This window comes from Flavobacterium faecale, from assembly GCF_003076455.1.
GTDB classification, from domain to species: Bacteria; Bacteroidota; Bacteroidia; order Flavobacteriales; family Flavobacteriaceae; genus Flavobacterium; species Flavobacterium faecale.
On the sequence record NZ_CP020918.1, the window covers coordinates 1,716,293 to 1,742,799 of the forward strand.

40 protein-coding genes are annotated in these 26,507 nt (G+C 34.6%); 39 read left to right on the forward strand and 1 reads right to left on the reverse strand.

Annotated elements, in window-relative coordinates:
• Positions 1–19: 19 nt before the first annotated feature.
• Positions 20–1,720 (reverse strand): BamA/TamA family outer membrane protein, encoded by a 1,701-nt coding sequence (locus tag FFWV33_RS07465; protein WP_108740324.1) that lies wholly within the window; start codon positions 1,718–1,720, stop codon positions 20–22.
• 180 nt (positions 1,721–1,900) lie between these two features.
• Here FFWV33_RS07465 and rpsL point away from each other — a divergent pair, with 180 nt between their 5' ends.
• The 39 genes from rpsL to recR all read left to right on the forward strand — a co-directional run bounded on the left by rpsL (position 1,901) and on the right by recR (position 26,453).
• Positions 1,901–2,284: a 30S ribosomal protein S12 gene (gene rpsL / locus FFWV33_RS07470; RefSeq protein ID WP_007136570.1), complete on the forward strand. Its 384-nt coding sequence runs from the start codon at positions 1,901–1,903 to the stop codon at positions 2,282–2,284.
• 116 nt (positions 2,285–2,400) lie between these two features.
• Positions 2,401–2,877, forward strand: a complete 477-nt coding sequence (rpsG, locus tag FFWV33_RS07475; RefSeq protein WP_026707019.1) for a 30S ribosomal protein S7 — start codon at positions 2,401–2,403, stop codon at positions 2,875–2,877.
• A gap of 10 nt (positions 2,878–2,887) precedes the next feature.
• Positions 2,888–5,044: an elongation factor G gene (gene fusA / locus FFWV33_RS07480; protein WP_108740325.1), complete on the forward strand. Its 2,157-nt coding sequence runs from the start codon at positions 2,888–2,890 to the stop codon at positions 5,042–5,044.
• A gap of 10 nt (positions 5,045–5,054) precedes the next feature.
• On the forward strand, positions 5,055–5,360 hold the full coding sequence (gene rpsJ, locus FFWV33_RS07485) for a 30S ribosomal protein S10 (protein ID WP_007803605.1): 306 nt from the start codon (positions 5,055–5,057) through the stop codon (positions 5,358–5,360).
• A 156-nt stretch (positions 5,361–5,516) separates the two neighbouring features.
• Positions 5,517–6,134, forward strand: a complete 618-nt coding sequence (gene rplC, locus FFWV33_RS07490) for a 50S ribosomal protein L3 (protein ID WP_108740326.1) — start codon at positions 5,517–5,519, stop codon at positions 6,132–6,134.
• On the forward strand, positions 6,134–6,763 hold the full coding sequence (gene rplD / locus FFWV33_RS07495) for a 50S ribosomal protein L4 (RefSeq protein WP_108740327.1): 630 nt from the start codon (positions 6,134–6,136) through the stop codon (positions 6,761–6,763). The genes rplC and rplD overlap by 1 nt, the downstream gene beginning before the upstream one ends.
• 6 nt (positions 6,764–6,769) lie before the next feature.
• The gene (gene rplW / locus FFWV33_RS07500; RefSeq protein ID WP_108740328.1) at positions 6,770–7,060 is read left to right on the forward strand and encodes a 50S ribosomal protein L23; all 291 of its coding nucleotides are present in this window, start codon (positions 6,770–6,772) and stop codon (positions 7,058–7,060) included.
• 9 nt (positions 7,061–7,069) lie between these two features.
• On the forward strand, positions 7,070–7,894 hold the full coding sequence (gene rplB / locus FFWV33_RS07505) for a 50S ribosomal protein L2 (RefSeq protein WP_108740329.1): 825 nt from the start codon (positions 7,070–7,072) through the stop codon (positions 7,892–7,894).
• Between the two features lie 6 nt (positions 7,895–7,900).
• Positions 7,901–8,179: a 30S ribosomal protein S19 gene (gene rpsS, locus FFWV33_RS07510; RefSeq protein WP_007136562.1), complete on the forward strand. Its 279-nt coding sequence runs from the start codon at positions 7,901–7,903 to the stop codon at positions 8,177–8,179.
• A gap of 6 nt (positions 8,180–8,185) precedes the next feature.
• Positions 8,186–8,596 (forward strand): 50S ribosomal protein L22, encoded by a 411-nt coding sequence (gene rplV / locus FFWV33_RS07515; RefSeq protein WP_108740330.1) that lies wholly within the window; start codon positions 8,186–8,188, stop codon positions 8,594–8,596.
• A 5-nt stretch (positions 8,597–8,601) separates the two neighbouring features.
• Positions 8,602–9,351: a 30S ribosomal protein S3 gene (gene rpsC / locus FFWV33_RS07520; protein WP_108740331.1), complete on the forward strand. Its 750-nt coding sequence runs from the start codon at positions 8,602–8,604 to the stop codon at positions 9,349–9,351.
• An 18-nt stretch (positions 9,352–9,369) separates the two neighbouring features.
• Positions 9,370–9,795, forward strand: a complete 426-nt coding sequence (rplP, locus tag FFWV33_RS07525) for a 50S ribosomal protein L16 (protein ID WP_016989325.1) — start codon at positions 9,370–9,372, stop codon at positions 9,793–9,795.
• A 13-nt stretch (positions 9,796–9,808) separates the two neighbouring features.
• A complete protein-coding gene (gene rpmC, locus FFWV33_RS07530; RefSeq protein ID WP_108740332.1) occupies positions 9,809–10,000 on the forward strand; it encodes a 50S ribosomal protein L29 in 192 nt (63 codons plus the stop codon).
• 17 nt (positions 10,001–10,017) lie between these two features.
• The gene (rpsQ, locus tag FFWV33_RS07535) at positions 10,018–10,278 is read left to right on the forward strand and encodes a 30S ribosomal protein S17 (RefSeq protein ID WP_108740333.1); all 261 of its coding nucleotides are present in this window, start codon (positions 10,018–10,020) and stop codon (positions 10,276–10,278) included.
• A gap of 2 nt (positions 10,279–10,280) precedes the next feature.
• On the forward strand, positions 10,281–10,649 hold the full coding sequence (rplN, locus tag FFWV33_RS07540) for a 50S ribosomal protein L14 (RefSeq protein WP_108740334.1): 369 nt from the start codon (positions 10,281–10,283) through the stop codon (positions 10,647–10,649).
• Between the two features lie 11 nt (positions 10,650–10,660).
• On the forward strand, positions 10,661–10,975 hold the full coding sequence (rplX, locus tag FFWV33_RS07545; RefSeq protein ID WP_108740335.1) for a 50S ribosomal protein L24: 315 nt from the start codon (positions 10,661–10,663) through the stop codon (positions 10,973–10,975).
• A 2-nt stretch (positions 10,976–10,977) separates the two neighbouring features.
• On the forward strand, positions 10,978–11,529 hold the full coding sequence (gene rplE, locus FFWV33_RS07550; protein WP_108740336.1) for a 50S ribosomal protein L5: 552 nt from the start codon (positions 10,978–10,980) through the stop codon (positions 11,527–11,529).
• A gap of 3 nt (positions 11,530–11,532) precedes the next feature.
• Positions 11,533–11,802, forward strand: a complete 270-nt coding sequence (gene rpsN, locus FFWV33_RS07555; protein ID WP_026707007.1) for a 30S ribosomal protein S14 — start codon at positions 11,533–11,535, stop codon at positions 11,800–11,802.
• Between the two features lie 71 nt (positions 11,803–11,873).
• Positions 11,874–12,272 (forward strand): 30S ribosomal protein S8, encoded by a 399-nt coding sequence (rpsH, locus tag FFWV33_RS07560; protein WP_108740337.1) that lies wholly within the window; start codon positions 11,874–11,876, stop codon positions 12,270–12,272.
• An 18-nt stretch (positions 12,273–12,290) separates the two neighbouring features.
• Positions 12,291–12,833 (forward strand): 50S ribosomal protein L6, encoded by a 543-nt coding sequence (gene rplF / locus FFWV33_RS07565; protein ID WP_108740338.1) that lies wholly within the window; start codon positions 12,291–12,293, stop codon positions 12,831–12,833.
• A gap of 11 nt (positions 12,834–12,844) precedes the next feature.
• Positions 12,845–13,195 carry a 50S ribosomal protein L18 gene (gene rplR / locus FFWV33_RS07570; protein ID WP_108740339.1) on the forward strand — a complete coding sequence of 117 codons (351 nt, stop codon included), beginning with the start codon at positions 12,845–12,847 and terminating at the stop codon, positions 13,193–13,195.
• Between the two features lie 5 nt (positions 13,196–13,200).
• Positions 13,201–13,725 (forward strand): 30S ribosomal protein S5, encoded by a 525-nt coding sequence (gene rpsE, locus FFWV33_RS07575; protein WP_108740340.1) that lies wholly within the window; start codon positions 13,201–13,203, stop codon positions 13,723–13,725.
• Between the two features lie 12 nt (positions 13,726–13,737).
• Entirely contained in the window at positions 13,738–13,920 is a 183-nt protein-coding gene (rpmD, locus tag FFWV33_RS07580; protein WP_007803665.1) for a 50S ribosomal protein L30, read from the forward strand.
• A gap of 11 nt (positions 13,921–13,931) precedes the next feature.
• On the forward strand, positions 13,932–14,384 hold the full coding sequence (rplO, locus tag FFWV33_RS07585) for a 50S ribosomal protein L15 (protein WP_108740341.1): 453 nt from the start codon (positions 13,932–13,934) through the stop codon (positions 14,382–14,384).
• A gap of 14 nt (positions 14,385–14,398) precedes the next feature.
• Positions 14,399–15,745, forward strand: coding sequence for a preprotein translocase subunit SecY (gene secY / locus FFWV33_RS07590; protein ID WP_108740342.1), 1,347 nt, complete (start codon positions 14,399–14,401; stop codon positions 15,743–15,745).
• 4 nt (positions 15,746–15,749) lie between these two features.
• A complete protein-coding gene (gene infA, locus FFWV33_RS07595; RefSeq protein WP_026714631.1) occupies positions 15,750–15,965 on the forward strand; it encodes a translation initiation factor IF-1 in 216 nt (71 codons plus the stop codon).
• A gap of 11 nt (positions 15,966–15,976) precedes the next feature.
• The gene (ykgO, locus tag FFWV33_RS07600; protein WP_002987490.1) at positions 15,977–16,093 is read left to right on the forward strand and encodes a type B 50S ribosomal protein L36; all 117 of its coding nucleotides are present in this window, start codon (positions 15,977–15,979) and stop codon (positions 16,091–16,093) included.
• Between the two features lie 2 nt (positions 16,094–16,095).
• The gene (gene rpsM / locus FFWV33_RS07605) at positions 16,096–16,470 is read left to right on the forward strand and encodes a 30S ribosomal protein S13 (RefSeq protein ID WP_108740343.1); all 375 of its coding nucleotides are present in this window, start codon (positions 16,096–16,098) and stop codon (positions 16,468–16,470) included.
• An 8-nt stretch (positions 16,471–16,478) separates the two neighbouring features.
• Positions 16,479–16,862, forward strand: a complete 384-nt coding sequence (gene rpsK, locus FFWV33_RS07610) for a 30S ribosomal protein S11 (protein WP_024981527.1) — start codon at positions 16,479–16,481, stop codon at positions 16,860–16,862.
• Between the two features lie 92 nt (positions 16,863–16,954).
• Positions 16,955–17,560: a 30S ribosomal protein S4 gene (gene rpsD, locus FFWV33_RS07615; protein ID WP_108740344.1), complete on the forward strand. Its 606-nt coding sequence runs from the start codon at positions 16,955–16,957 to the stop codon at positions 17,558–17,560.
• Between the two features lie 21 nt (positions 17,561–17,581).
• Positions 17,582–18,574 (forward strand): DNA-directed RNA polymerase subunit alpha, encoded by a 993-nt coding sequence (locus tag FFWV33_RS07620; RefSeq protein ID WP_035659211.1) that lies wholly within the window; start codon positions 17,582–17,584, stop codon positions 18,572–18,574.
• 62 nt (positions 18,575–18,636) lie between these two features.
• Positions 18,637–19,131, forward strand: a complete 495-nt coding sequence (gene rplQ, locus FFWV33_RS07625) for a 50S ribosomal protein L17 (RefSeq protein ID WP_108740345.1) — start codon at positions 18,637–18,639, stop codon at positions 19,129–19,131.
• Between the two features lie 230 nt (positions 19,132–19,361).
• Positions 19,362–20,468, forward strand: a complete 1,107-nt coding sequence (carA, locus tag FFWV33_RS07630) for a glutamine-hydrolyzing carbamoyl-phosphate synthase small subunit (protein ID WP_108740346.1) — start codon at positions 19,362–19,364, stop codon at positions 20,466–20,468.
• Positions 20,469–20,664: 196 nt separating this feature from the next.
• Complete coding sequence (gene eno / locus FFWV33_RS07635; protein ID WP_108740347.1) at positions 20,665–21,957, forward strand: phosphopyruvate hydratase; 1,293 nt, start codon at positions 20,665–20,667, stop codon at positions 21,955–21,957.
• A 153-nt stretch (positions 21,958–22,110) separates the two neighbouring features.
• On the forward strand, positions 22,111–23,376 hold the full coding sequence (locus tag FFWV33_RS07640) for a citrate synthase (RefSeq protein WP_108740348.1): 1,266 nt from the start codon (positions 22,111–22,113) through the stop codon (positions 23,374–23,376).
• 82 nt (positions 23,377–23,458) lie between these two features.
• Positions 23,459–24,373 (forward strand): dimethylarginine dimethylaminohydrolase family protein, encoded by a 915-nt coding sequence (locus FFWV33_RS07645; RefSeq protein WP_108740349.1) that lies wholly within the window; start codon positions 23,459–23,461, stop codon positions 24,371–24,373.
• Positions 24,374–24,384: 11 nt separating this feature from the next.
• Positions 24,385–25,320, forward strand: a complete 936-nt coding sequence (ctlX, locus tag FFWV33_RS07650) for a citrulline utilization hydrolase CtlX (protein ID WP_108740350.1) — start codon at positions 24,385–24,387, stop codon at positions 25,318–25,320.
• 102 nt (positions 25,321–25,422) lie between these two features.
• On the forward strand, positions 25,423–25,788 hold the full coding sequence (locus FFWV33_RS07655) for a CoA-binding protein (protein ID WP_108740351.1): 366 nt from the start codon (positions 25,423–25,425) through the stop codon (positions 25,786–25,788).
• A gap of 44 nt (positions 25,789–25,832) precedes the next feature.
• Positions 25,833–26,453, forward strand: a complete 621-nt coding sequence (gene recR, locus FFWV33_RS07660) for a recombination mediator RecR (protein ID WP_108740352.1) — start codon at positions 25,833–25,835, stop codon at positions 26,451–26,453.
• Positions 26,454–26,507: the final 54 nt, after the last annotated feature.

Sequence of the window (26,507 nt, forward strand, 5' to 3'; positions counted from 1 at the left end):
AATTCTTTTTTTTAGCAATTTAGAAGGTAATATTGTAATTGGCAGTAATGAAAGTGTTGTTTAAACTACTTTTTTGATTTTTCTGTGTTCCGTTCGCAAAAGATAGTTTTAGTAGTCCGCTTTGTGTTTGTATGCCTAATCCGAATCCAATTCCGCCTATTTTTTCAATTTTAGTAGTTGTCGAAAAGGGATCATTGTATAAGCAATAGTCCAAGATAGAATGGATGTAGAGTGTTGGTGACAGCAGGTATCTGTACTCAGTTGCCAATGATGTCATCGCTTTTGCTTGTAAGCTGTTCTCTGTAAATCCTCGTACAGATGTTGTTCCTCCAAAGCGATATAGTTCATTGGTTAAGTAATTGTTGCTATTTAACAAAAAACTTTGTGAATATAAATAAATGTAATTGTTATTATTTAAAGTGAAATTATGGGTAGCTTGAACATTGATGTAAAATTGCTTAGTTTCTTCGGTAGTGTCAAGTGCGGAGAAATTGGTTCTTTTTCCTATTCCGGTATTAATTTTAATAATAGTAATTTCTGGAAACATTATATTAGTATGCTTGTATTTTGAATATTCGTAACTCGGGCAAAAAAAAGAATTTTTGTAGTTAGACAAGTTGGAAATATTTAATTGCTGGATGTCTGTCGACTCGGTGAATTGTAGTCCAAGGTACAGACGGCTGTTGTAATTTAATAAGTAGCCAACGTCAATTGCTGTTTTTGTGTTTTGGAAAATACTGTCTTGTTTGAATATGTTTATTTGTCCTTTTATGCCAACATTTGAATTAAATATATAAGGTATGTCAATATTAGTTCTGAATGTTTTTTGATTCTCACCATTGCTTTTCCAAAATATACTTATTTCTTCTCCAGCTTTTAATGTGTTTTCGAGTAATACATCCAGATACCCATTTAGTTTTAATTTATTAGTTTGATCGGTAGTGAAACCTATGTAACCGTCAAAGGTGTTTGAATTTCTTTTTTCTAAATATAAATAAACTTTCGTGCTGTCCTTCAAGAGTAATGCTTCGGGGTACTTTATTTGACTAACAAAACGATATTTCTCAATCTCATTATTTATCTGTTCGATAGTATTCTTGTTGAAAATACTGTTTTTAAATCTTTTTGCTAATTGCCTGAGGTGGCCTTTTGGTAGTAAATCTGCTTTGTTGTTGGTTGAAGATTGTGCAATGATTTGGTCGACGGTTCTGTTTTTGCCCTCATTATATAATAACTGAGCGCTAATTATGTTCGTTTTGTATTCTATGTTTTGTAATTGTACGGTTGCTAGAGGGTACCCGTTTTGTTCTGCCTTTGATAATGTCGAGGAGAGGAAGTTGTTTACTTCTGGGTAAGATAGTTTGATTGTATCGTTCTTTGTTTTATTTAATAGGAGTTGCAGACTTTTGTTGTTTCCTATATATAGGTAGGCTTGTTTGATTTGGTTCTTAAGTGATATAGTTGTGGAGTAGGTGGAGTCATTTAGTTTTTTTATTGGTTCGAATGTGTTATTGATGTATCCTAGCTCTGTAATAATTTTAGAAGTCCTTGTGAGTTCCGTCTGAATAGATTTTAAGTTCGAATGTTTTATTTGGTAAAAGATTGAATCTATTGTTTGGTTTTCTTTGATGCTTTTGCTTTTCAGTTGTAAATAAAAGGTTTGGGCTGATAAATAAGAGCCTGCAAAGAGTAGGAGGTATATGGTTATGATTTGCTTCAAGAAAATATATTTTTTATAAAAGTACTGTAAATATTAATTTTTTCAACGGAATTTGAAATATTGAAATAATCTTATTGAAAATTAATGGGTTAACGTTTGTGGAGTTAAATTTATTTCATACATTTGCAACCCCGTAAAAAGCGGGAATTAAAATTACATAATAAAATTTTAGTATTAATTATGCCAACAATTCAACAATTAGTAAGAACAGGAAGAACTCAGATAACTAAGAAGAGTAAATCGGTTGCTTTAGATTCTTGTCCTCAAAGAAGAGGGGTTTGTACGCGTGTTTACACTACTACACCAAAAAAACCAAACTCTGCAATGCGTAAAGTAGCGCGTGTACGTTTGACAAATGGTAATGAAGTGAATGCCTACATCCCTGGAGAAGGACACAATTTACAAGAGCACTCGATAGTATTAGTTAGAGGTGGAAGGGTAAAAGATTTACCAGGTGTTAGATATCACATCGTTCGTGGTGCCCTTGATACGTCAGGAGTAGCAGGAAGAACGCAAAGAAGATCTAAGTACGGTGCTAAACGCCCAAAAGAAGCAAAAAAGTAATTTAAAACGTTAGGAGTTAGAAGTTAATAGTTATGTATTTACATCTGAATGTTTTTCAGGACTTGTGATACAAAACAGGTAGCGTATGACTTATAATTTTTTATTAAAAAAAAGACATGAGAAAAAGAGCGGCAAAAAAGAGACCACTTTTACCAGATCCAAGGTTTAATGACCAATTGGTAACACGTTTTGTGAATAACCTAATGTGGGATGGTAAGAAATCAACAGCTTTTAAAGTTTTTTATGATGCAATTGACATCATTGAGGCTAAAAAGCAGGATGCAGAAAAACCTTCATTGGAAATATGGAAAGACGCCTTGACAAACGTTATGCCTCACGTAGAAGTACGTAGTCGTAGAGTTGGTGGAGCAACATTCCAAATTCCTATGCAAATTAGACCAGACAGAAAAATCTCTATGGCTATGAAATGGTTGATTCTTTATTCAAGAAGAAGAAACGAAAAATCAATGGCGCAAAGATTAGCTTCGGAATGTTTAGCTGCGGCTAAAGAAGAAGGTGCTGCTGTTAAGAAAAGAATGGATACTCACAAAATGGCAGAAGCTAACAAAGCTTTCTCTCACTTTAGATTTTAATTCTTAAGAAATGGCTAGAGAACTTAAATATACAAGAAACATAGGAATTGCTGCTCATATTGATGCTGGTAAAACAACGACAACTGAGCGTATATTATTCTATACAGGAAAATCACACAAAATTGGTGAAGTGCACGATGGTGCTGCAACAATGGACTGGATGGCACAAGAGCAAGAAAGAGGTATTACAATTACTTCTGCTGCTACAACTTGTGAATGGAATTTTCCAACTACTCAAGGTAAAGTTTTACCTGAGACATTACCTTACCACTTTAATATTATCGATACCCCGGGACACGTTGACTTTACAGTTGAAGTAAACCGTTCGTTACGTGTTCTTGATGGATTAGTTTTCTTGTTTAGTGCTGTTGATGGTGTTGAGCCTCAATCAGAGACTAACTGGAGATTAGCTGATCAATATAAAGTACCACGTATTGGATTCGTTAATAAAATGGACAGACAAGGATCTAACTTTTTGATGGTATGTCAACAAGTAAGAGATATGTTGAAATCTAATGCTGTTGCGATTACTTTGCCAATAGGTGAAGAGAATGATTTCAGAGGTGTTGTGGATTTGGTAAGAAACCAAGCTATTGTTTGGGATGATGCAGGTATGGGAGCAACTTATGAAGTTGTAGATATTCCTGCTGATATGATTGATGAAGTAAAAGAATACAGAGATATTCTTATCGAGGCAGTAGCTGATTATGATGAGAATTTGCTTGATAAATACATGGAAAATCCTGATTCTATTACAGAAGAAGAGATTAACATTGCATTAAGAGCGGCTGTAATGGATATGGCTATCATTCCTATGATTGCTGGTTCATCATTTAAAAATAAAGGTGTTCAGTTCATGTTAGATGCAGTATGTAAATACTTGCCATCTCCAATGGATAAAGATGGTATCGAAGGGATTCATCCTGATGATGCTGAGCTTTTAGAAGAAGATCAAACTAAAATTTTGCGTAAGCCAGATGTTAAAGAGCCATTCGCTGCTTTGGCATTTAAGATTGCTACTGACCCATTCGTAGGTCGTTTGGCTTTCTTCCGTGCTTATTCAGGACGTTTAGATGCTGGTTCTTATGTTTTGAACACACGTTCAGGAAACAAAGAAAGAATTTCTCGTATCTACCAAATGCATGCTAACAAGCAAAATCCAATCGATTATATCGAAGCTGGAGATATTGGAGCAGCAGTTGGATTTAAAGATATTAAAACTGGAGATACATTGTGTGATGAGAAGTACCCAATCATTCTTGAGTCTATGAAATTCCCTGCGCCAGTAATTGGTATCGCTATTGAGCCTAAAACAAAAGCTGACGTAGATAAAATGGGTATGGCTTTGGCTAAACTTGCTGAAGAGGATCCTACATTTACTGTAAGAACTGATGAGGCTTCTGGTCAAACTATTATCTCTGGTATGGGTGAGCTTCACTTAGATATCTTAGTAGATCGTATGAGACGTGAATTCAAAGTTGAAGTAAACCAAGGTGAGCCTCAAGTTGAATATAAAGAAGCTTTTACAAAATCTGCAGTTCATAGAGAAACTTACAAGAAACAATCAGGTGGTCGTGGTAAATTCGGTGATATCGTATTTAAATTAGAGCCAGCTGATGAAGTTGATGGTAAGCCAGGTGTTGGCTTGCAGTTTGTTAATGCTGTAAAAGGTGGTAACGTTCCTAAAGAATATATTCCGTCTGTAGAGAAAGGTTTCCGTGAAGCTATGAAGGCTGGTCCTTTGGCTGGATATCAAGTGGATAGTTTAAAAGTAACTTTGACAGATGGATCTTTCCACCCTGTCGATTCAGATGCACTATCTTTTGAGTTAGCTGCTAGAATGGGTTATAAAGAAGTAGCTAAAGCTGCTGGAGCTGTAATTCTTGAGCCTATCATGAAAATGGAAGTTATTACACCTGAAGAAAACATGGGAGATATCGTTGGTGATATTAACCGTCGTAGAGGTCAAGTGAATGACATGGGAGATAGAAATGGTGCTAAAACTATTAAGGCAGATGTGCCATTATCAGAAATGTTTGGATATGTAACTACATTGAGAACATTGTCTTCTGGTCGTGCAACTTCTACAATGGAATTTTCACACTATAGCGAAACGCCTTCTAATATTTCGGAAGCAGTAATCAAAAAAGCAAAAGGAAACGCTTAATTTTAAGAAAATGAGTCAAAAAATCAGAATAAAACTAAAATCTTACGATCACATGTTGGTAGACAAGTCTGCTGAAAAGATTGTAAAAACGGTTAAAACTACAGGTGCAGTTGTTACAGGTCCAATTCCATTGCCAACTCACAAAAAACTTTTTACTGTTCTACGTTCTCCGCACGTTAACAAAAAAGCAAGAGAGCAATTTGAAGTAATGTCATACAAGAGATTAATTGACATTTACTCTTCTTCATCTAAAACAATTGATGCTTTAATGAAGTTAGAATTGCCAAGCGGTGTTGAAGTAGAAATCAAAGTTTAGGTTTCTAAATACAAGGAAATTCAGAGCACTTTGTTTAAGTGAAAACTTTTTTTGGATTGTGTGTAAATAAGTTATACTTTTGCACCACTTTAAAAATAAGGGTTCACTTAAATGATGTGTTCTATTTTTATATTTAATAATTAATAATTAATATTTATGTCTGGGTTAATTGGTAGAAAAATCGGCATGACTAGTCTTTTTGACGAGAACGGGAAAAACATTCCTTGTACTGTAATTGAGGCGGGTCCATGCGTTGTTACCCAAGTCAGAACCAAAGGTGTTGACGGGTACGAAGCGTTGCAACTTGGTTTCGATGACAAAAACGAGAAACATTCCACAAAAGCGGCTTTAGGTCACTTTAAAAAAGCGGGAACTGTAGCTAAGAAAAAAGTCGTTGAATTCAAGGAATTTGCAACAGAGCAAAAATTAGGTGATCTTATTGATGTGTCTATTTTTGTTGAAGGGGAATTTGTAGATGTACAAGGTGTATCTAAAGGTAAAGGTTTTCAGGGGGTTGTAAAACGTCACGGTTTTGGTGGTGTTGGTCAAGCAACTCACGGTCAACATAACCGTTTAAGAGCGCCGGGTTCTGTAGGAGCGTCATCTTATCCATCTAGAGTATTCAAAGGAATGCGTATGGCTGGAAGAATGGGAACCGACAATGTAAAAGTTCAAAACCTTAGAGTTTTAAAAGTAGTTGCTGAAAAGAACCTACTTGTTATTAAAGGATGTGTTCCTGGACATAATAACTCTTATGTAATCATCGAGAAGTAATGGAAGTAAAAGTATTAGATTTCAACGGAAAAGATACTGGAAGAAAAGTACAACTTTCTGATTCAGTATTCGCAATTGAACCAAATAATCACGCTGTATACCTTGATGTTAAGCAATATTTAGCTAATCAAAGACAAGGAACGCACAAAGCTAAAGAAAGAGCTGAAGTTGCGGGTAGTACACGTAAGATTAAAAAACAAAAAGGAACTGGTACTGCTCGTGCGGGTAGTGCAAAGAATCCATTGTTTAAAGGTGGAGGTACAGTTTTTGGACCAAGACCAAGAAGTTATTCTTTCAAATTAAATAAAGGTTTGAAGCGTTTGGCAAGAAAATCTGCTTTTTCTATTAAAGCAAAAGAATCAAATATTATCGTTCTTGAGGACTTTGATTTTGAAACGCCAAGTACTAAAAATTTCATTAACGTTTTGAAAGCTTTAGAGTTAGATAATAAAAAATCATTATTCGTGTTGGGTTCTTCAAATAAAAATGTATATTTGTCGTCACGCAATTTAAAAGCGTCTAATGTGGTAAGTAGCTTAGAATTAAGTACTTACGCTATATTAAACGCTAACAATTTAGTGCTTTTGGAGAGTTCTTTGGAAGTAATTGAAGAAAATTTAAGTAAATAATAGGATATGAGTATCATAATTAAACCTATAGTAACGGAAAAAGTAACCAAAGAAAGTGAAGTTTTAAACCGTTTTGGATTCGTTGTTAACAAAAAAGCGAACAAAGTTGAGATTAAGAAAGCTGTAGAAGCTGCTTATGGTGTAACTGTGTTAAGCGTTAATACAATGAATGTAAGACCTGATAGAACTACTAAATACACTAAAAGTGGTTTGATCAGTGGAAAGACAAATGCTATCAAAAAAGCAATTGTACAAGTACAAGAAGGAGAAACAATTGATTTTTACAACAAAATCTAATATAGAAAAATGTCAGTAAGAAAATTAAAACCTATTACCCCAGGTCAGCGATTTAGAGTTGTGAATGGTTATGACGCTATTACAACTGATAAGCCGGAACGCTCTTTGATAGCGCCGATAAAAAACTCTGGAGGTAGAAATAGTCAAGGAAAGATGACCATGCGTTATACGGGTGGTGGTCACAAGCAGAGATATCGTATTATTGATTTCAAACGTGCAAAAGAAGGAATTCCAGCTACAGTGAAATCAATCGAATACGATCCAAATCGTACTGCATTTATCGCTTTGTTAGCTTATGCTGATGGAGAGAAAACATATATTATTGCTCAAAATGGATTGAAAGTAGGTCAGAAATTAGTTTCTGGTCCTGAATCTCAACCTGAGATTGGTAATACTTTACCTTTAAGCAGAATTCCATTAGGAACTGTTATTTCTTGTATTGAATTGAGACCAGGTCAAGGAGCAGTAATTGCTCGTTCTGCTGGAACATTTGCTCAGTTAATGGCAAGAGATGGAAAATTTGCAACAATTAAAATGCCGTCAGGAGAAACAAGATTAATCTTGTTGACTTGTTCTGCTACAATTGGAGCAGTATCTAATTCTGATCACCAATTAGTTGTATCTGGAAAAGCAGGTAGAACAAGATGGTTAGGTAGAAGACCTAGAACAAGACCTGTTGCGATGAACCCTGTTGATCACCCAATGGGTGGTGGAGAAGGACGTTCTTCTGGTGGACATCCACGTTCAAGAAATGGAATACCAGCAAAAGGTTATAGAACACGTTCTAAGAAAAACCCGAGTAACAAGTATATCGTAGAACGTAGAAAGAAATAATAAGATATGGCACGTTCATTAAAAAAAGGACCTTTCGTTCATTATAAGTTAGACAAGAAAGTTCAAGAAAACATTGCAGGTGGAAATAAAGGAGTAGTAAAGACTTGGTCTAGAGCTTCTATGATTACTCCTGACTTCGTTGGACAAACTATCGCAGTTCATAACGGTCGTCAATTTGTACCAGTTTACGTTACAGAAAACATGGTAGGTCACAAATTAGGAGAATTTTCACCAACTAGATCTTTTAGAGGTCATGCTGGAGCAAAAAATAAAGGTAAAAAATAAGAAGCAATGGGAGTTCGTAAAAGAGAAACAGCAGATGCGAGAAAAGAGGCTAATAAGTCTATTGCTTTCGCAAAATTGAATAACTGCCCTACTTCACCTAGAAAAATGCGCTTAGTAGCGGACTTGGTAAGAGGTCAGAAAGTAGAAAGAGCACTTAACATCTTAAGATTTAGTTCTAAAGAAGCTTCAAGAAAATTAGAGAAATTAGTATTATCTGCAATCAACAATTGGGAGCAAAAAAATGCTGATGCTAGTATAGAAGAAGCTGGTTTATTTGTTAAGGAGATTAGAGTAGATGGTGGAATGATGTTGAAAAGACTTCGTCCAGCTCCACAAGGTCGCGCACATAGAATTAGAAAACGTTCTAATCACGTAACAATCGTGCTTGGATCTATTAATAACACACAAGCAATTTAATAAAGATGGGACAAAAGACAAATCCAATTGGAAATAGACTTGGTATCATCAGAGGATGGGACTCAAACTGGTATGGTGGAAATGATTACGGTGATAAAATCGCTGAAGATCACAAAATCAGAAAGTATATCCATGCTCGTTTATCAAAAGCTAGTGTTTCAAAAGTAATTATCGAGAGAACTTTAAAACTTGTAACCGTTACTATCACTACTGCTAGACCTGGTATTATTATCGGTAAAGGTGGACAAGAGGTAGACAAGTTGAAAGAAGAACTTAAGAAAGTTACTGACAAAGAGGTTCAAATCAACATCTTTGAAATCAAAAGACCTGAACTTGACGCGTATCTAGTTGCTACAAGCATCTGTCGTCAAATTGAAAGTCGTATTTCGTACAGACGTGCTATTAAAATGGCTATTGCTGCCTCTATGCGTATGAACGCAGAAGGTATCAAAGTTTTAATTTCTGGTCGTTTGAATGGTGCTGAAATGGCACGGTCGGAAGGTTTCAAAGAAGGAAGAGTTCCTTTATCAACTTTCAGAGCTGATATTGATTATGCATTAGCTGAGGCGCATACTACTTATGGTAGAATGGGAATCAAAGTGTGGATCATGAAAGGTGAAGTTTACGGAAAGAGAGATCTTTCACCACTTGCTGGAATGGACAAAAAACAAGCTGGCGGAAAAGGTGGAGATTCTCCTCGTGGAAAATCTAACTTTAATAAAGGTGGAAAACCAGACGCTCGTAAAAGAAAGTAATTTTTAAATTAAAGAAAAATGTTACAGCCTAAAAGAACAAAATACCGTAAGGTACAAAAAGGTAAAATGAAAGGGAACTCTGGAAGAGGGCATGAACTTTCTAATGGAATGTTTGGTATTAAATCTGTACATGAAGATGGAATGTTCCTAACTTCTCGTCAAATTGAAGCTGCACGTATCGCTGCAACTCGTTTTATGAAAAGAGAGGGGCAATTATGGATCAAAATATTTCCAGACAAACCTATTACTAAGAAACCTCTTGAGGTACGTATGGGTAAAGGTAAAGGTGCAGTTGAGTATTGGGCTGCCGTTGTTAAACCCGGAAGAATTATGTTTGAAGTTGGAGGAGTTCCTTTGTCAGTTGCTAAAGAGGCATTACGTCTTGCAGCTCAAAAGCTTCCAGTAAAAACTAAATTCGTAGTTGCTAGAGATTTCGAAGCATAATCTATATTATATTATGAAACAATCAGAAATAAAAGATCTTTCTGCAGCGCAGTTGCAAGAAAACCTTAGCCAGGCTAAGAAAACATATGCTGACCTAAAAATGGCTCATGCTATCTCTCCAATTGAGAATCCGCTTCAAATTAGAAGTTTAAGAAGAACAGTTGCAAGATTAGCCACTGAGTTAACTAAAAGAGAATTGCAATAATTGTAATCTGCTGAAAGATGGAAGAAAAAAGAAATTTAAGAAAAGAAAGAATAGGTGTTGTAACGTCTAACAAAATGGATAAATCTATTGTTGTTGCACAAGTTACTAAAGTAAAACACCCGTTATACGGTAAGTTTGTATTGAAAACTAAAAAGTATCATGCACACGACGAAACGAACGACTGTAACATTGGAGATACTGTAAGAATTAGCGAAACGCGTCCTTTAAGTAAAACAAAATGTTGGAGATTAGTTGAAATCCTAGAAAGAGCTAAATAATTATGGTACAACAAGAATCAAGACTAAAAGTAGCAGATAACACAGGAGCTAAAGAAGTTTTAACTATCCGTGTTTTAGGAGGTACCAAAAGAAGGTATGCTTCTGTTGGTGATAAGATTGTAGTTTCTATAAAAGATGCAGCTCCAAACGGAAACGTTAAAAAAGGAGCAGTTTCAACTGCAGTTGTAGTACGTACCAGAAAAGAAGTGAGAAGAGCCGATGGTTCTTATATCCGTTTCGATGACAATGCATGTGTTCTATTGAATGCTGCAGGAGAAATGAGAGGAACTCGTGTTTTTGGACCGGTAGCAAGAGAACTTCGTGAAAAACAATTCATGAAAATTGTATCATTAGCACCAGAAGTGCTTTAATTCGTTTTAAGATGATAAAGCTAAAAATAAAAACAGGTGACATCGTAAGAGTAATTGCTGGAGACCATAAAGGTGAAGAAGGTAAAGTATTACGTGTTGACCGTGAGAAAAACAAAGCTATTGTAGAAGGTGTGAACATGGTTTCGAAACATACGAAACCAAGTGCAAAAAACCCTCAAGGTGGAATTGTGAAAAAAGAAGCTTCAATTCAAATTTCTAACATCTCTCTAATTGATCCGAAAACAAAGGAAGCAACTAGAGTGGGTATTAGAGTTGAAGGAGATAAGAAAGTAAGATTTTCAAAAAAATCTAATCAAGTACTATAGTAATGGCATATATACCTAGACTAAAAGAAGAATATAAGAGTAGAGTTATCTCTGCTCTTACAGAAGAGTACGGATATGTAAACGTAATGCAAGTTCCTAAATTGGACAAAATCGTTTTAAGCCGTGGTGTTGGAGCAGCAGTTTCTGACAAAAAACTTATTGACTATGCAGTTGATGAGTTGACAAAGATAACTGGACAAAAAGCGGTTAGTACAATCTCTAAGAAAGACGTTGCGTCTTTCAAATTGAGAAAAGGTATGCCAATTGGAGCAAAAGTTACTTTACGTGGAGAAAGAATGTATGAGTTTTTAGATAGACTTATTACTTCATCTTTACCACGTGTTAGAGATTTTAGTGGTATCAAAGCTACTGGTTTCGACGGAAGAGGAAATTACAACCTTGGAGTTTTAGAGCAAATCATTTTCCCAGAAATTGATATTGATAAAGTAAATAAAATATCTGGAATGGATATTACGTTTGTTACAACTGCTAAAACTGATAAGGAAGCAAAGTCATTATTGACTGAATTAGGTTTACCTTTTAAAAAGAATTAAGATATGGCTAAAGAATCAATGAAAGCCCGCGAGGTTAAGAGAGAAAAAACGGTAGCAAAGTATGCTGAGAAAAGAAAAGCTTTGTTAGAAGCTGGAGATTTCGTAGGTTTGCAAAAGTTACCGAAAAATGCTTCACCAGTTCGTTTGCACAATAGATGTAAATTAACAGGTAGACCAAGAGGGTATATGCGTCAGTTTGGTATTTCACGTGTTACATTTCGTGAAATGGCAAACAATGGATTGATACCAGGTGTTAAAAAAGCTAGCTGGTAAAATATTGAGTTTTAATTGGTTAAAGGTTCGACAGATAGTCTGAAGAAAACCATAGCCGCAAATATATACATATGTATACAGATCCTATTGCAGATTATTTAACAAGGGTTAGAAACGCTGTGGCTGCAAACCACAAAGTTGTTGAGATCCCTGCATCTAATCTAAAGAAAGAAATTACTAAGATCTTATTTGATCAAGGTTATATCTTGAGTTACAAATTTGAAGACAGCACTGTTCAGGGCTCAATCAAAATCGCTTTGAAGTATGATAAAGATACTAAAGAGCCTGTAATCAAAGATATCCAAAGAATTAGTAAACCAGGTTTACGTAAATATTCAAGTTCTGCTTCTATCCCAAGAATCCTTAATGGATTAGGGATTGCTATCGTTTCTACATCTAAAGGTTTGATGACAGGAAAGAAAGCAAAACAACTTAACGTTGGTGGAGAAGTAATTTGTTACGTATACTAATTAAAAGACGATAAGAAGATGTCAAGAATAGGTAAAAGTCCAATTGCAATCCCTGCCGGAGTAACTGTTGAAGTTAAAGACGGTATTATTACAGTTAAAGGAAAAAACGGTCAACTAACACAGGAATATTCAGATGTTACTGTAACAGTTGAAGGCGATCAAGTTCAAGTTGAAAGATCGTCTGATCACAAAGATCAAAGAGCTAAGCACGGTTTGTACAGATCATTAATTAATAACATGATTATTGGTGTAACTGATGGTTTTACAAAATCTTTAGAATTGGTTGGAGTTGGTTATAGAGCTTCAAATCAAGGGCAAAGATTAGATTTAGCTTTAGGGTTTTCTCATAATATCGTTTTAGACGTTGCTCCAGAGGTAACTTTGGAAACAATTTCTGAAAAAGGTAAAAACCCAATTGTGAAATTAACATCATTTGATAAGCAACTTTTAGGTCAAGTAGCGGCAAAAATTAGAGGTTTCCGTAAGCCTGAGCCGTACAAAGGAAAAGGTGTTAAATTTGTAGGTGAAGTATTAAGAAGAAAAGCTGGTAAATCCGCTTAAAAAATAAGATTATGTCATTAACGAAACCTGAAAGAAGACAGAGAATTAGATTCAGAATTAGAAAGACTATTAGCGGTACTACTGCAAAGCCTAGACTATCTGTTTTTAGAAGTAACAACGAAATTTATGCTCAACTTATTGATGACGTAAACGGTGTTACTATATTAGCTGCTTCATCAAGAGAAAAAGAAATAGAAAAAGGTACGAACGTTGAAGTTGCTGCTGCTGTTGGAAAACTAGTTGCAGAGAAAGCGTTAAAAGCTGGGATTGAAACGGTAACTTTCGATAGAGGAGGTTATTTATATCACGGTCGTATTAAATCATTAGCTGAAGGCGCGAGAGCGGCTGGGCTTAAATTCTAATAAGTATGTCTAATAAGTACAAAAGTATAGAATTAGTAAAACCAGGAGGTCTTGATTTAAAAGATCGTTTGGTAAGTGTAAATCGTGTTACTAAAGTTACAAAGGGTGGTAGAGCATTTGGTTTTTCTGCTATTGTAGTTGTAGGTGATGAAAATGGTGTTGTAGGACATGGATTAGGAAAATCTAAAGATGTTTCTGAAGCAATCGCAAAAGCGGTAGAAGATGCTAAGAAAAATTTAGTAAAAATTCCTTTGAATGGTCAATCAGTACCTCACGAACAAAAAGGTAAATTTGGTGGTGCACGTGTATTTTTAATTCCAGCCTCTCATGGTACTGGAGTTATTGCTGGTGGAGCTGTTCGTTCAGTTCTTGAGTCAGTAGGAATTCACGATGTATTATCTAAATCTCAAGGATCATCGAATCCTCATAATGTAGTAAAAGCAACTTTTGATGCTTTGTTACAAATGAGAAGTGCTTATACTGTTGCAAAACAGAGAGGACTTTCATTAGAAAAAGTTTTTAAAGGTTAATTCAAGGAAATTATGGCTAAATTATTAGTAAAACAAGTTAGAAGTAAAATCAACTGTCCCCTTTCTCAAAAAAGAGGATTAGAAGCTTTAGGTCTACGTAAAATGGGTCAGGTTGTAGAACATGATTCAAACCCTGCAATCCTTGGGATGATAAACAAAGTTAAACACTTAGTTTCTGTCGAAGAAACTAAATAACAAATACTGTTATGAATTTAAGTAACTTACAACCAGCTGAAGGGTCAACGCACAATCAAAATAAAAGATTAGGTAGAGGAGAAGGTTCTGGAAAAGGTGGTACTTCTGCAAGAGGTCACAAAGGAGCAAAATCTCGTTCTGGATATTCAAAAAAGATTGGTTTTGAAGGAGGGCAAATGCCACTTCAAAGACGTGTGCCTAAGTTTGGTTTCACAAACATCAACCGTAAAGAATACGAAGGTGTTAATTTAGATACTCTTCAATTGTTAGTAGATAATGGTGTAATTACAGATGCTGTCGATATGACAACTTATGTAAGTAATCGTTTGGCTACTAAGAATGAAATCGTTAAGATTTTAGGAAGAGGAGAATTGAAAGCAAAATTAAAAGTAACTGCTCACAAATTTACTGCTACTGCAAAAGCTGCTATTGAAGCTGCTGGTGGAGAAGCTGTAACAATATAATTTTTCAAATAAGTATGAAGAAATTTATTGAATCAATTAGTAATGTTTGGAAAATTGAAGAACTAAAGAACAGAATCTTAATCACATTAGGTTTGCTTTTGGTTTATCGTTTTGGAGCTCAAGTAACACTTCCTGGAATCGATGCGACACAGTTGGCAAATCTAGCTGGTCAAACTAAGGAAGGGATTGGTTCAATTCTTGACATGTTTACTGGAGGTGCATTTTCTCAGGCTTCAGTTTTTGCCTTAGGAATTATGCCTTACATTTCGGCATCAATCGTAGTTCAGCTTATGGGAATAGCTATTCCTTATTTGCAAAAACTCCAGAGTGATGGTGAAAGCGGTAGAAAAAAGATTAATCAAATTACACGTTGGTTGACTATCGTTATTACGTTAGTTCAAGGACCAACGTATATTTATAATCTTTATAGAACTTTACCTGGTAGTGCATTTTTATTAGGATTTAATTCTTTTGAATTCTTATTTTCTTCAGTTGTTATTTTAGTTACAGGGACAATTTTTGCCATGTGGTTAGGAGAGAAGATAACTGATAAAGGAATTGGGAATGGAATTTCACTTTTAATTATGGTGGGTATTCTAGCAAGATTTCCTCAAGCATTTATTCAAGAATTTACAACAAGAGTAACTAACAATAATGGTGGACCAATGTTATTGGTAATCGAAATCATTATTTGGTTGTTAGTTATTATTGCTTGTGTTTTATTGACAATGGCAATACGAAAAATACCAGTTCAGTACGCTCGTCGTACTGCTTCAGGAGAATTTGAGCAAGATAGTCTTGGTGGTAATAGACAATGGATTCCTTTAAAGCTTAATGCTTCAGGAGTTATGCCTATTATCTTCGCTCAGGCTATTATGTTTGTTCCTGCTGCAGTTGCTGGTTTGTCTAAATCAGATGCATCACAAAGTATTGTTGGCGCTTTTAGTAATATGTTCGGTTTTTGGTATAATTTTGTTTTTGCAACTTTAATTGTTGTATTTACATATTTCTATACTGCGATTACCGTTCCTACTAATAAGATGTCGGACGATTTAAAACGAAGTGGTGGTTTTATTCCAGGTGTTAGACCGGGAGCTGAAACTTCAGATTTTTTAGATAAAGTAATGTCTTTAATTACTTTTCCAGGATCTTTATTTCTTGCGTTGATAGCTGTGTTCCCGGCTATTGTTGTAAGTGTTATGGATGTTCAACAATCTTGGGCGATGTTTTTTGGAGGTACCTCTTTGATAATTATGGTTGGTGTTGCGATTGATACAATACAGCAAATCAATTCATATTTGTTAAATAAACATTATGATGGATTAATGAAGACTGGTAAAAACAGGAAAGCAGTAGCTTAATTTTATGGCAAAACAATCAGCAATAGAACAAGACGGTTCAATCATTGAAGCATTATCAAATGCGATGTTCCGTGTAGAGTTAGAAAATGGACATGTGGTAATTGCTCATATATCTGGAAAGATGCGTATGCATTATATCAAATTATTACCTGGTGATAAAGTGAAACTAGAAATGAGTCCTTACGATTTGTCTAAAGCAAGAATTACTTATAGATATTAAAAGAATTCACAATGAAAGTAAGAGCATCAGTAAAAAAGAGAAGTGCCGAGTGCATTATCGTACGTAGAAAAGGAAGATTATACGTAATAAACAAAAAGAATCCTAGATTTAAACAAAGACAAGGATAATTATGGCAAGAATAGCAGGGGTAGATATCCCAAAAAACAAGAGAGGTGTTATAGCACTTACCTACATCTTTGGATTAGGAAAAAGTAGAGCTATTGAGATTTTAGAAAAAGCTCAAGTAAGCCAAGATAAGAAAGTTCAAGATTGGAATGACGAAGAGATCGGAGCAATTCGTGAAGCTGTTGGAGTTTACAAAATTGAAGGTGAATTACGTTCTGAAGTTTCTTTAAACATCAAACGTTTAATGGATATTGGATGTTACAGAGGTATTCGTCATAGAACTGGTCTTCCGTTAAGAGGACAAAGAACTAAGAATAACTCTAGAACTAGAAAAGGTAAAAGAAAAACTGTTGCAAACAAGAAAAAAGCAACTAAATAATAAGTAATATGGCTAAAGCAACTGCAAAAAAACGTAAAGTTATCGTTGAATCAACGGGTGAAGCTCATATTTCTGCTACCTTCAATAACATCATCATTTCTTTGACAAACAAAAAAGGTGAAGTTATTTCTTGGTCTTCAGCTGGTAAAATGGGTTTTAGAGGTTCTAAAAAGAATACTCCATACGCAGCCCAAATGGCAGCAGAAGATTGTAGTAAAGTAGCTCTTGAGGCTGGATTGAAAAAAGTGAAAGTTTATGTTAAAGGGCCAGGAAACGGACGTGAGTCTGCTATCCGTTCTTTGCATAACGGTGGAATTGAAGTTACAGAGATTATCGATGTTACTCCAATGCCTCACAATGGATGTCGTCCTCCTAAAAGACGTAGAGTTTAAATAATAATAATTAAGTATAACAAAGTAGAACTAACGATTATCGAAGGATATGACCTGAATTCATAATCTCTACTTTAAAAAAATTAACAGAAATGGCAAGATATACTGGTCCAAAAACTAGAATTGCTCGTAAATTTGGCGAGGCAATTTTCGGAGACGATAAAGCTTTCGAAAAAAGAAATTACCCTCCTGGGCAACACGGGATGGCTAAGAAAAGAGGTAAAAAATCTGAATATGCTATCCAGTTGATGGAAAAGCAAAAAGCTAAATATTCTTACGGGATTTTAGAAAAACAATTCAGAGGTTTATTTAAAAAAGCATCTGCTACTAAAGGTGTTACAGGTGAAGTTCTTTTACAATTGTGTGAGGCAAGATTGGATAACGTTGTTTTTAGAATGGGCGTAGCTCCTTCTAGAAGAGGTGCTAGACAATTAGTTTCTCACAGACACATCACTGTTAACGGTGAAGTTGTAAATATTCCATCTTATCACTTAAAGCCAGGTGATAAAGTTGCAGTTCGTGAAAAATCTAAGTCATTAGAGGCTATCGAACGTTCTTTGTCTAATTCAAGTCATGTTTATGAATGGATTACTTGGAATAATGACGTTAAAGAAGGTACTTTTGTTACTGTACCTGCTAGACTTCAAATTCCAGAAAACATTAAAGAACAATTAATCGTAGAGTTGTACAACAAATAATAATTGACTTAGTCGAAATTTATGGCAATATTTAATTTTCAGAAGCCCGATAAAGTTATCATGATCGATTCAACCGATTTTGAAGGTAAGTTTGAATTCAGACCTTTAGAACCTGGTTACGGATTGACTGTTGGTAATGCACTTAGAAGAGTTTTGCTTTCAGCATTAGAAGGTTATGCAATTACATCTGTCCGCATAGAGGGTGTAGATCATGAGTTTTCTACTATCTCAGGAGTTGTTGAAGATGTTACCGAAATCATTCTTAATCTAAAACAAGTACGTTTCAAACGTCAAATTGAAGATATAGATAATGAATCAGTTAGTATTTCTGTTACTGGTAAAGATCAGTTAACAGCTGGTGATTTTCAAAAATTTATCTCAGGTTTCCAAGTTTTGAATCCAGAACTAGTAATCTGTAACTTAGATAGTAAAATCAAACTAAACCTAGATTTAACAATCGAAAAAGGTAGAGGATATGTTCCTGCTGAGGAGAACAAAAAACAAAACGCTGCAATTGGTACCATTTTTACAGATTCAATCTTTACTCCAGTAAAGAATGTAAAATATGCAATTGAAAACTTCCGTGTTGAGCAAAAAACAGATTACGAGAAATTAGTTTTTGAAATTAAAACTGATGGATCAATTAATCCTAAAGATGCTCTTACTGAGGCTGCAAAAGTTTTAATTCACCATTTCATGTTATTCTCTGACGAAAGAATTACACTCGAGGCTGACGAAATTGCGCAAACAGAATCTTATGATGAGGAATCATTACACATGAGACAATTGCTTAAAACTAAGCTTGTTGATATGGATTTATCTGTGAGAGCATTAAACTGCTTGAAAGCGGCTGAAGTTGATACACTTGGTGATTTAGTATCGTTCAATAAAAATGACCTAATGAAATTCCGTAATTTTGGTAAAAAATCTTTAACAGAACTTGATGAACTTGTTGCTGTGAAGAATTTAACTTTCGGTATGGACTTAGCGAAATACAAACTAGATAAAGAATAAATTACTCATATTTTGCTCTCCATAGAGGATAGTAGCAAGATGAGGGTTTAAAAAAACACGTCATGAGACACGGAAAAAAATTCAATCACTTAAGCAGACAGACAGCACATAGAAAATCTATGTTAGCTAATATGGCTTGTTCTCTTATTGAGCACAAACGTATTAATACTACTGTTGCTAAAGCAAAAGCGCTTAAACAATTTGTTGAGCCTTTAATAACAAAATCTAAAGATGATACTACGCACAATCGTCGTATTGTTTTTGCTTACTTACGTAGCAAATATGCTGTAACTGATTTATTCAGAGATGTAGCTGCTAAAGTTGGTGACCGTCCAGGTGGATACACACGTATCATTAAAGTTGGAAATCGTTTAGGAGATAATGCTGATATGGCAATGATCGAATTAGTGGATTTCAATGAGATCTACAACGGTGGTAAAAAAGAAGTTAAAAAAGCAAAAAGCCGTCGTGGTGGAAAAGCCAAAAAAGCAGATGAGGCTACTGAAGCTCCAGTTGTTGAAGCTGATTCAGAATCGACTACTGATGCTGCTGAATAATTATGAAAGTAATAATTCAATAAGAATTAAGGATAAACTATTTATAGTTTATCCTTTTTTTTTGCCTATTTATGGGGGTTGAGTCCAGTTTTGTGCACATTCAGCATATTTTTTACAATAACATTCAAAAATTTGTATCCATCATTTTAATGGGTTAAATTTGCATAATATTTATCTACAAATTAGTATAGTTGTACTGCAAGTGCAGACTATTTAAATTTAAATCAAGAATGAAATATACAACAAGACAGAGCGCCATACTTTTATTAAGTGATGGTACAATTTTTCACGGAAAATCTATAGGTATTAGTGGAACTACTTTTGGTGAAGTGTGTTTTAATACCGGTATGACAGGTTATCAAGAGATTTTTACTGACCCATCTTATTGTGGTCAGATTATGGTAGCTACTAATCCACATATTGGTAATTATGGTGTAAATGAGAAGGAGGTTGAATCATCTGGGATCAAAATTTCTGGTTTGGTTTGCAAGAATTTCAGTTTTAATTACTCACGTGAAGATGCTTCTGAAAGTTTAGAAGATTATTTTATCAAAGAAAATCTTATCTGTATATCAGATGTAGATACTAGAGCATTAGTTAGCTATATCCGTGAAAATGGAGCTATGAATGCTGTTATAAGTACTGATGGTACATCGGTTGCTGACTTGAAAGAGGCACTTAGTAATGTTCCTGATATGAAAGGTTTGGAGCTTGCTTCTAAGGTTTCTACGAAGGAAGCTTATTTTTATGGTGATGAAAATGCCAAATATAAAGTGTCCGCTTTAGATTTAGGTATCAAAACCAATATCTTGCGTAATTTGGCCAAAAGAGATTGTTATGTTAAAGTATTTCCTTATGATGCTTCGTATAGTGATTTAGCCTCCTTTAATCCTGATGGTTTCTTTTTGTCTAATGGCCCTGGTGATCCAGAACCTTTATCTGGCGCTATTGCTGTAGCTCAGGAAATCCTTGAAAATAATAAACCTTTGTTTGGTATTTGCTTAGGTCACCAGATTATTGGTTTGGCCAATGGTATTTCGACCTATAAAATGTTCAATGGGCATAGAGGTATTAACCATCCTGTTAAAAATGTGATCAGTGGTAAAGGCGAAATTACGTCTCAAAATCATGGATTCGCTGTTAATAAAGAGGAGTTAGAAAATCATCCTGATCTAGAGATCACGCATCTTCATTTGAATGATGGCACTGTTGCAGGTATGCGTTTGAAAAATAAAAATTGTTTTTCTGTTCAATATCATCCTGAAGCTAGTCCGGGACCACATGATTCATCTTACTTGTTTGATCAATTTGTGGAAAACATTAAAAAAGTTAGTTAAAGATTAATAAATTTGAAATTTAATGTTGTGTTATTTTTTATTGAGTCAAAATAGTTGTGTTTTTCTATAAAATACTTAGGTTGTTTTGTTTAAAAAGTAAAAGATATCGTTTTCGTTAATAACATTCATTTTTATTTACATTATCATTAAAAAAGATAGAATATATTTGTGTATTATAATTTAAAATTAAAGAAGTATGAGCATTATTATTAAAATTCACGCAAGACAAATTTTCGATTCTAGAGGGAATCCTACTATTGAAGTAGATGTAATCACTGATAGTGGTGTTTTAGGTAGAGCGGCAGTTCCATCTGGGGCTTCAACTGGTGAGCACGAAGCTGTAGAGTTACGTGATGGTGGAAAAGCCTATTTAGGTAAAGGGGTTTTGAATGCAGTGAAAAATGTGAATACACTTATTGCTGAAGAATTAGTTGGTACGTCAGTTTTCGAACAAAACTCAATTGATCAAATGATGATTGATTTAGATGGTACGCCAAATAAATCAAAATTGGGAGCAAATGCTATTTTAGGTGTATCTCTTGCAGTTGCTAAAGCAGCAGCTAATGAGTTAGGATTGCCTTTGTATAGATATGTTGGTGGTGTTTCTGCTAATACATTGCCAGTACCGATGATGAATATTATCAATGGAGGTTCTCACTCTGATGCTCCGATTGCTTTTCAAGAATTTATGATTTTTCCTGTAAAGGCAACTTCATTTACTCATGCAATGCAAATGGGTACTGAGATTTTTCATAGTTTGAAAAAAGTACTTCATGATAGAAACTTAAGCACTGCTGTAGGAGATGAAGGTGGTTTTGCACCAACTTTAGCTGGAGGAACAGAAGATGCTTTGGATACTATTAAATTAGCTGTTGAAAATGCTGGTTATACTTTTGGTGACGAAATTATGATAGCTTTGGACTGTGCTGCTGCTGAATTTTATGTAGACGGTAAGTATGATTACTCTAAATTTGAAGGAGAAACTGGAAAAGTAAGAACTTCTGCTGAGCAAGTTGATTATTTAGCTGAATTGGTAGCGAAATATCCAATTATTTCTATCGAAGACGGTATGGATGAAAATGACTGGGATGGTTGGAAATTGTTGACTGATAAAATTGGTGACAAAGTTCAATTGGTTGGAGATGACTTGTTTGTTACTAATGTAGAGCGTTTGTCTACAGGTATCGAAAGAGGAATTGCAAATTCAATCTTGGTAAAAGTGAATCAAATTGGTACTTTGACAGAGACTATTGCAGCTGTAAATATGGCAAAAAATGCGGGTTATACATCTGTAATGTCACACCGTTCAGGTGAAACAGAAGATAATACTATTGCTGACTTAGCAGTAGCATTGAACTGTGGTCAAATTAAGACTGGTTCTGCTTCTCGTTCTGATCGTATGGCTAAATATAATCAATTGATTAGAATAGAGGAAGAATTAGGTGATACTGCCTATTTTCCTGGAAAAAATGCATTCAAACAAAAATAAATTTTTGTTAACATAATTTTAAAGCCATTTACTTTTAGTAGATGGCTTTTTTTGTGAGTTTTAACATTTTCATTGTATTATTCATTTTTTAATTAGTCTTAAATTCATTAGCTTTGAGCATTATTAAATTCTAAGATTTATTTCCAAAGTATTATGTCAAAAACAGCTATATTAGAAATCGATGGTAAAAGGTATGAGTTTCCTATTTTTAAGGGGAGCGAAAACGAAGAAGCCATTGATATTAAGAAATTACGAGATTTAACGGGTTTGGTTACTCTTGATCCAGGGTATAAAAATTCAGGTTCTTGTACAAGTGAAATCACGTTCCTAGATGGAGAACTTGGTATTTTACGTTACAGAGGTTATGGTATCGAAGATTTGGCTGAAAATGCCAATTTTCTTGAGGTATCTTATCTTTTAATATTTGGAGAAAAGCCTACGGCGGAAGTTCTTGAGAAATTCGAGAATGATATCCGTAAGTATACGCTAGTTAATGAAGAGATGAAGAGTATTTTGGATGGTTTTCCAAAGACTGCTCATCCTATGGGTATATTGGCTGCTATGACAAGCGCATTAACTTCTTTTAATCCTAAATCTGTTGATGTAGAGAATGAAAAAGATATGTATTGTGCAGTTTGTAAAACTATGGGTAAATTCTTGGTTATAGCAACTTGGACTTTTAGAAAAAACATGGGGTATCCTTTGAACTATTATGATAACACAAAAGGATACGTTGAAAACTTCATGAGATTGATGTTTGAGATTCCAACTGAGCCATACAAAGTTAATAAGACCTTTATTGAGGCATTAGATAAATTGTTTATTTTACATGCAGATCATGAGCAAAACTGTTCTACTTCTACAGTAAGAATGGTAGGTTCGTCTCACGCTGGCTTATTTGCTTCTATTTCTGCAGGAGTTTCTGCTTTATGGGGTCCACTTCATGGTGGTGCCAATCAAGCAGTTCTTGAAATGTTAGAAGAGATTCATAACAATGGTGGAGATACTGAAAAATATTTAGCGAAAGCAAAAGATAAAGAGGATCCATTTAGATTGATGGGTTTTGGACATAGAGTATATAAGAATTTTGATCCACGTGCCAAGATCATCAAAAAGGCCGCTAATGAAGTTCTTGCAACTTTAGGTGTTGAAGATCCTATTTTGGATATCGCTAGAAAATTAGAAGCAGCTGCTTTAGAAGATGAATATTTCAAGTCTAGAAATTTATATCCTAATGTAGATTTTTACTCTGGAATCATTTACAGAGCATTAGGGATACCTACTGATATGTTTACTGTTATGTTTGCTATTGGTAGATTACCAGGATGGATTGCTCAATGGAAAGAAATGCGTGAAAACAAAGAACCTATCGGAAGACCGAGACAAATTTATACAGGTGCAACCTTAAGAGAATTTTAATTTAAGTATTTGCTTAATTCATATCAAGCTCCGCCATTTGGTGGGGCTTTTTTTTTACCTTTGTTTAAATTGATATTCCTATATGATAGAATTAAATGTAAATAACGAAACTTCAAAATTAGTATCAGTTGTATTGGGTACTGCCCATAGCAATGGTTCAACTCCAAAGATTGAAGACGCCTATGATCCAAAATCAAAAGAACATATCTTAGCAGGTACCTATCCTCTTGAAGTGGATATGGTGGAGGAAATGAATGCTTTTGAAAAAGTTTTGGTTAAATATGATGTTAAAGTATATAGACCCGAACTTATAGAAAATTATAATCAAATATTTACCAGAGATATTGGTTTTGTAATAGGAGATGTTTTTGTTAAAAGTAATATTTTACCGGACCGTGAGCTTGAGTTAGAAGCGATACAGTATGTTATTGACACTATTGATCCAAGTAAGGTTGTTAGGCCACCTACGGAGGTTCATATTGAGGGTGGTGACGTTATGTTATGGGGTGATCATGTATTTGTAGGTACCTACAAAGGGAGTGATTACAAAGCTTACATTACAGCACGTACCAATGTACAAGGGGTTGCATATTTGAAAAAAATGTTTCCTAATAAAATAGTTAAGGAGTTTGACTTAATGAAGTCTAAAATTGAAGCACGAGATAATGCATTGCATTTAGATTGTTGTTTTCAGCCAGTAGGAAAAGATAAAGGTATTATCTACAAAAGAGGTTTTCGTGAAGAGGCGGATTATTTGTATTTAGTTGATTTGTTTGGGAAAGATAATTTGTTTCATATAAAACGTAATGAAATGTATAATATGAATTCAAATGTGTTCTCTATAGATGAGAACGTTGTTGTTTCTGAAAAGAATTTTAGTAGATTGAATAATTGGCTTAGAAAAAAAGGTTTTATCGTTGAAGAGATTCCTTATGCTGAGATTGCTAAACAAGAAGGTTTGCTTAGATGTTCAACTTTACCATTAATTAGAGAGTAAAAAAAAATAAAATGAAACAAAATACTAATGTTATATTAATGATACGTCCTGTGGCGTTTCGTTTAAATGAGCAAACAGCCGTAAATAACTATTATCAAGTTGGTGATGTTGATTCATTGCCTTTAACAGTTAATGCCAAAGCTCAGCAAGAATTTGATCGTTTGGTTGTAAAACTAAGAGAAGTAGGAGTGACGGTTGTTGTGGTTGATGATACAATTGAGCCAAATACGCCCGACAGTATTTTTCCTAATAACTGGGTTTCATTTCATGACAATGGAGATGTTGGTTTTTATCCAATGTTTGCTGAGAATAGACGATTAGAAAGACGAGAGGATATATTAGATTTGCTAGAAGAGCAAGGATTTAAGATTGAAAACATTGTTGATTATACATCGGCAGAGGAGGATGGGTTTTATCTTGAAGGGACGGGTAGTATCGTACTTGATAGGGCAAATGAAAAAGCGTACTGCGCACTTTCACCTCGTGCAGATGAAGAGTTATTTATCGAATTTTGTGAGGATTTTGATTATGCTCCAGTAATTTTTGAAGCTTATCAAACCGTGGACTCAGAAAGAAAATTGATATATCATACCAATGTAATGATGTGTGTAGGAAGTACTTTTGCGGTACTTTGTGCAGATTGTATTGATGATAAGCAAGAACGAAAAATGGTTTTGGAAAGTCTTAAAAAAGATGAAAAAGAAATTATTTTATTGACAGAAAAGCAATTGGGTAGTTTTGCCGGAAATATGCTAGAAGTTCTTGGCGCAGACGATAAGCGATTTTTGGTTATGAGTACAACTGCTTATAATTCTTTGACAGCAAAACAAATTGAGCAAATTGAAAAACACGTGACAATTTTACATTCTGACCTTACTACTATCGAAGTGAATGGGGGAGGAAGTGCAAGGTGCATGATGGCTGAAGTCTTTTTGGAGAAACAATAAAACCAAATTTTGATTCTGGTCTATACACTAGAGTAAAAAATCAAAACCAATAATAAAAGGTTGTTAAGGCAATTTAATTATAAAAATTATATCTTTTAGATAATGAAAAATAAAAAAACATTAGTTCTTGGTGCTTCTATAAAAGCAGAAAGAATGGCGAATAAAGCAATTATAAATTTAGTTAGTAAAGGTCATTCGGTTTTGGCAATTGGACAGAATGCTGGTGAAGTTGCAGGAATAAAAATTCAAACCAAAGCTGTTCCTTTAAAAAATGTGGATACAGTTACTTTGTATTTAAACCCAAGCAGACAACGTGATTATTACAATTATATAGTTGAAGCAAGTCCAAAACGAGTAATTTTTAATCCAGGGTCAGAGAATCCAGAATTAATGCAATTGTTGGAGTTGAATAATATAAAATCAGAAGTTGCCTGTACTTTAACATTACTTGCTACAAATCAATATTAATTTTGAACGGTCAAACGACTACGGTTGTTTGACCTATTTTTATTATGGAATTTTCGTCTAAATTAATTGAAAAGGCAGTGAATGAAATTTCGCAACTACCAGGAATTGGTAAGCGATCTGCATTGCGCCTGGTTTTGCATTTGTTAAAACAGCCAAAAGAACAAACTGATTTTCTTTCGCAGGCTTTGGTTGCTATGAGAACTGATATCAAATATTGCAAGAACTGCCATAATATATCTGACCATGATGTTTGCGAGATTTGCGCTAATCCAAAAAGGAATCATGAGCTAGTTTGTGTGGTTGAGGACATTAGAGACGTTATGGCAATTGAGGGAACAGGACAATTTCGTGGTGTTTATCACGTTTTGGGAGGTAAAATATCCCCGATCGAAGGTGTTGGTCCTAGTCAGTTGAAAATAAGTTCTTTGGTTGAAAAAGTAAAGTCCGGTTTGGTGGCAGAAGTAATTTTTGCGTTAAGCTCTACTATGGAAGGAGATACGACCAATTTTTATATTTATAAACAAATCGCAGATAGCAATATTATTATGTCGACAATAGCTAGAGGTATTGCGGTAGGAGATGAGTTGGAATATGCTGATGAAGTTACCTTAGGACGAAGTATTTTGCATAGAATCCCCTTCGAAAAGTCAATTAAAAGTAATTAATTTTCGTAAAAATTCGTCAAACTTTTAATATAGTAAATGAAAAGCTATATTTGT

Bases quoted from the DNA above. Each gene is read 5' to 3' on its own strand.
- rpsL (WP_007136570.1), top strand. From the start codon at position 1,901: ATGCCAACAATTCAACAATTAGTAAGAACAGGAAGAACTCAGATAACT.
- rpsG (WP_026707019.1), top strand. From the start codon at position 2,401: ATGAGAAAAAGAGCGGCAAAAAAGAGACCACTTTTACCAGATCCAAGG.
- fusA (WP_108740325.1), top strand. From the start codon at position 2,888: ATGGCTAGAGAACTTAAATATACAAGAAACATAGGAATTGCTGCTCAT.
- rpsJ (WP_007803605.1), top strand. From the start codon at position 5,055: ATGAGTCAAAAAATCAGAATAAAACTAAAATCTTACGATCACATGTTG.
- rplC (WP_108740326.1), top strand. From the start codon at position 5,517: ATGTCTGGGTTAATTGGTAGAAAAATCGGCATGACTAGTCTTTTTGAC.
- rplD (WP_108740327.1), top strand. From the start codon at position 6,134: ATGGAAGTAAAAGTATTAGATTTCAACGGAAAAGATACTGGAAGAAAA.
- rplW (WP_108740328.1), top strand. From the start codon at position 6,770: ATGAGTATCATAATTAAACCTATAGTAACGGAAAAAGTAACCAAAGAA.
- rplB (WP_108740329.1), top strand. From the start codon at position 7,070: ATGTCAGTAAGAAAATTAAAACCTATTACCCCAGGTCAGCGATTTAGA.
- rpsS (WP_007136562.1), top strand. From the start codon at position 7,901: ATGGCACGTTCATTAAAAAAAGGACCTTTCGTTCATTATAAGTTAGAC.
- rplV (WP_108740330.1), top strand. From the start codon at position 8,186: ATGGGAGTTCGTAAAAGAGAAACAGCAGATGCGAGAAAAGAGGCTAAT.
- rpsC (WP_108740331.1), top strand. From the start codon at position 8,602: ATGGGACAAAAGACAAATCCAATTGGAAATAGACTTGGTATCATCAGA.
- rplP (WP_016989325.1), top strand. From the start codon at position 9,370: ATGTTACAGCCTAAAAGAACAAAATACCGTAAGGTACAAAAAGGTAAA.
- rpmC (WP_108740332.1), top strand. From the start codon at position 9,809: ATGAAACAATCAGAAATAAAAGATCTTTCTGCAGCGCAGTTGCAAGAA.
- rpsQ (WP_108740333.1), top strand. From the start codon at position 10,018: ATGGAAGAAAAAAGAAATTTAAGAAAAGAAAGAATAGGTGTTGTAACG.
- rplN (WP_108740334.1), top strand. From the start codon at position 10,281: ATGGTACAACAAGAATCAAGACTAAAAGTAGCAGATAACACAGGAGCT.
- rplX (WP_108740335.1), top strand. From the start codon at position 10,661: ATGATAAAGCTAAAAATAAAAACAGGTGACATCGTAAGAGTAATTGCT.
- rplE (WP_108740336.1), top strand. From the start codon at position 10,978: ATGGCATATATACCTAGACTAAAAGAAGAATATAAGAGTAGAGTTATC.
- rpsN (WP_026707007.1), top strand. From the start codon at position 11,533: ATGGCTAAAGAATCAATGAAAGCCCGCGAGGTTAAGAGAGAAAAAACG.
- rpsH (WP_108740337.1), top strand. From the start codon at position 11,874: ATGTATACAGATCCTATTGCAGATTATTTAACAAGGGTTAGAAACGCT.
- rplF (WP_108740338.1), top strand. From the start codon at position 12,291: ATGTCAAGAATAGGTAAAAGTCCAATTGCAATCCCTGCCGGAGTAACT.
- rplR (WP_108740339.1), top strand. From the start codon at position 12,845: ATGTCATTAACGAAACCTGAAAGAAGACAGAGAATTAGATTCAGAATT.
- rpsE (WP_108740340.1), top strand. From the start codon at position 13,201: ATGTCTAATAAGTACAAAAGTATAGAATTAGTAAAACCAGGAGGTCTT.
- rpmD (WP_007803665.1), top strand. From the start codon at position 13,738: ATGGCTAAATTATTAGTAAAACAAGTTAGAAGTAAAATCAACTGTCCC.
- rplO (WP_108740341.1), top strand. From the start codon at position 13,932: ATGAATTTAAGTAACTTACAACCAGCTGAAGGGTCAACGCACAATCAA.
- secY (WP_108740342.1), top strand. From the start codon at position 14,399: ATGAAGAAATTTATTGAATCAATTAGTAATGTTTGGAAAATTGAAGAA.
- infA (WP_026714631.1), top strand. From the start codon at position 15,750: ATGGCAAAACAATCAGCAATAGAACAAGACGGTTCAATCATTGAAGCA.
- ykgO (WP_002987490.1), top strand. From the start codon at position 15,977: ATGAAAGTAAGAGCATCAGTAAAAAAGAGAAGTGCCGAGTGCATTATC.
- rpsM (WP_108740343.1), top strand. From the start codon at position 16,096: ATGGCAAGAATAGCAGGGGTAGATATCCCAAAAAACAAGAGAGGTGTT.
- rpsK (WP_024981527.1), top strand. From the start codon at position 16,479: ATGGCTAAAGCAACTGCAAAAAAACGTAAAGTTATCGTTGAATCAACG.
- rpsD (WP_108740344.1), top strand. From the start codon at position 16,955: ATGGCAAGATATACTGGTCCAAAAACTAGAATTGCTCGTAAATTTGGC.
- FFWV33_RS07620 (WP_035659211.1), top strand. From the start codon at position 17,582: ATGGCAATATTTAATTTTCAGAAGCCCGATAAAGTTATCATGATCGAT.
- rplQ (WP_108740345.1), top strand. From the start codon at position 18,637: ATGAGACACGGAAAAAAATTCAATCACTTAAGCAGACAGACAGCACAT.
- carA (WP_108740346.1), top strand. From the start codon at position 19,362: ATGAAATATACAACAAGACAGAGCGCCATACTTTTATTAAGTGATGGT.
- eno (WP_108740347.1), top strand. From the start codon at position 20,665: ATGAGCATTATTATTAAAATTCACGCAAGACAAATTTTCGATTCTAGA.
- FFWV33_RS07640 (WP_108740348.1), top strand. From the start codon at position 22,111: ATGTCAAAAACAGCTATATTAGAAATCGATGGTAAAAGGTATGAGTTT.
- FFWV33_RS07645 (WP_108740349.1), top strand. From the start codon at position 23,459: ATGATAGAATTAAATGTAAATAACGAAACTTCAAAATTAGTATCAGTT.
- ctlX (WP_108740350.1), top strand. From the start codon at position 24,385: ATGAAACAAAATACTAATGTTATATTAATGATACGTCCTGTGGCGTTT.
- FFWV33_RS07655 (WP_108740351.1), top strand. From the start codon at position 25,423: ATGAAAAATAAAAAAACATTAGTTCTTGGTGCTTCTATAAAAGCAGAA.
- recR (WP_108740352.1), top strand. From the start codon at position 25,833: ATGGAATTTTCGTCTAAATTAATTGAAAAGGCAGTGAATGAAATTTCG.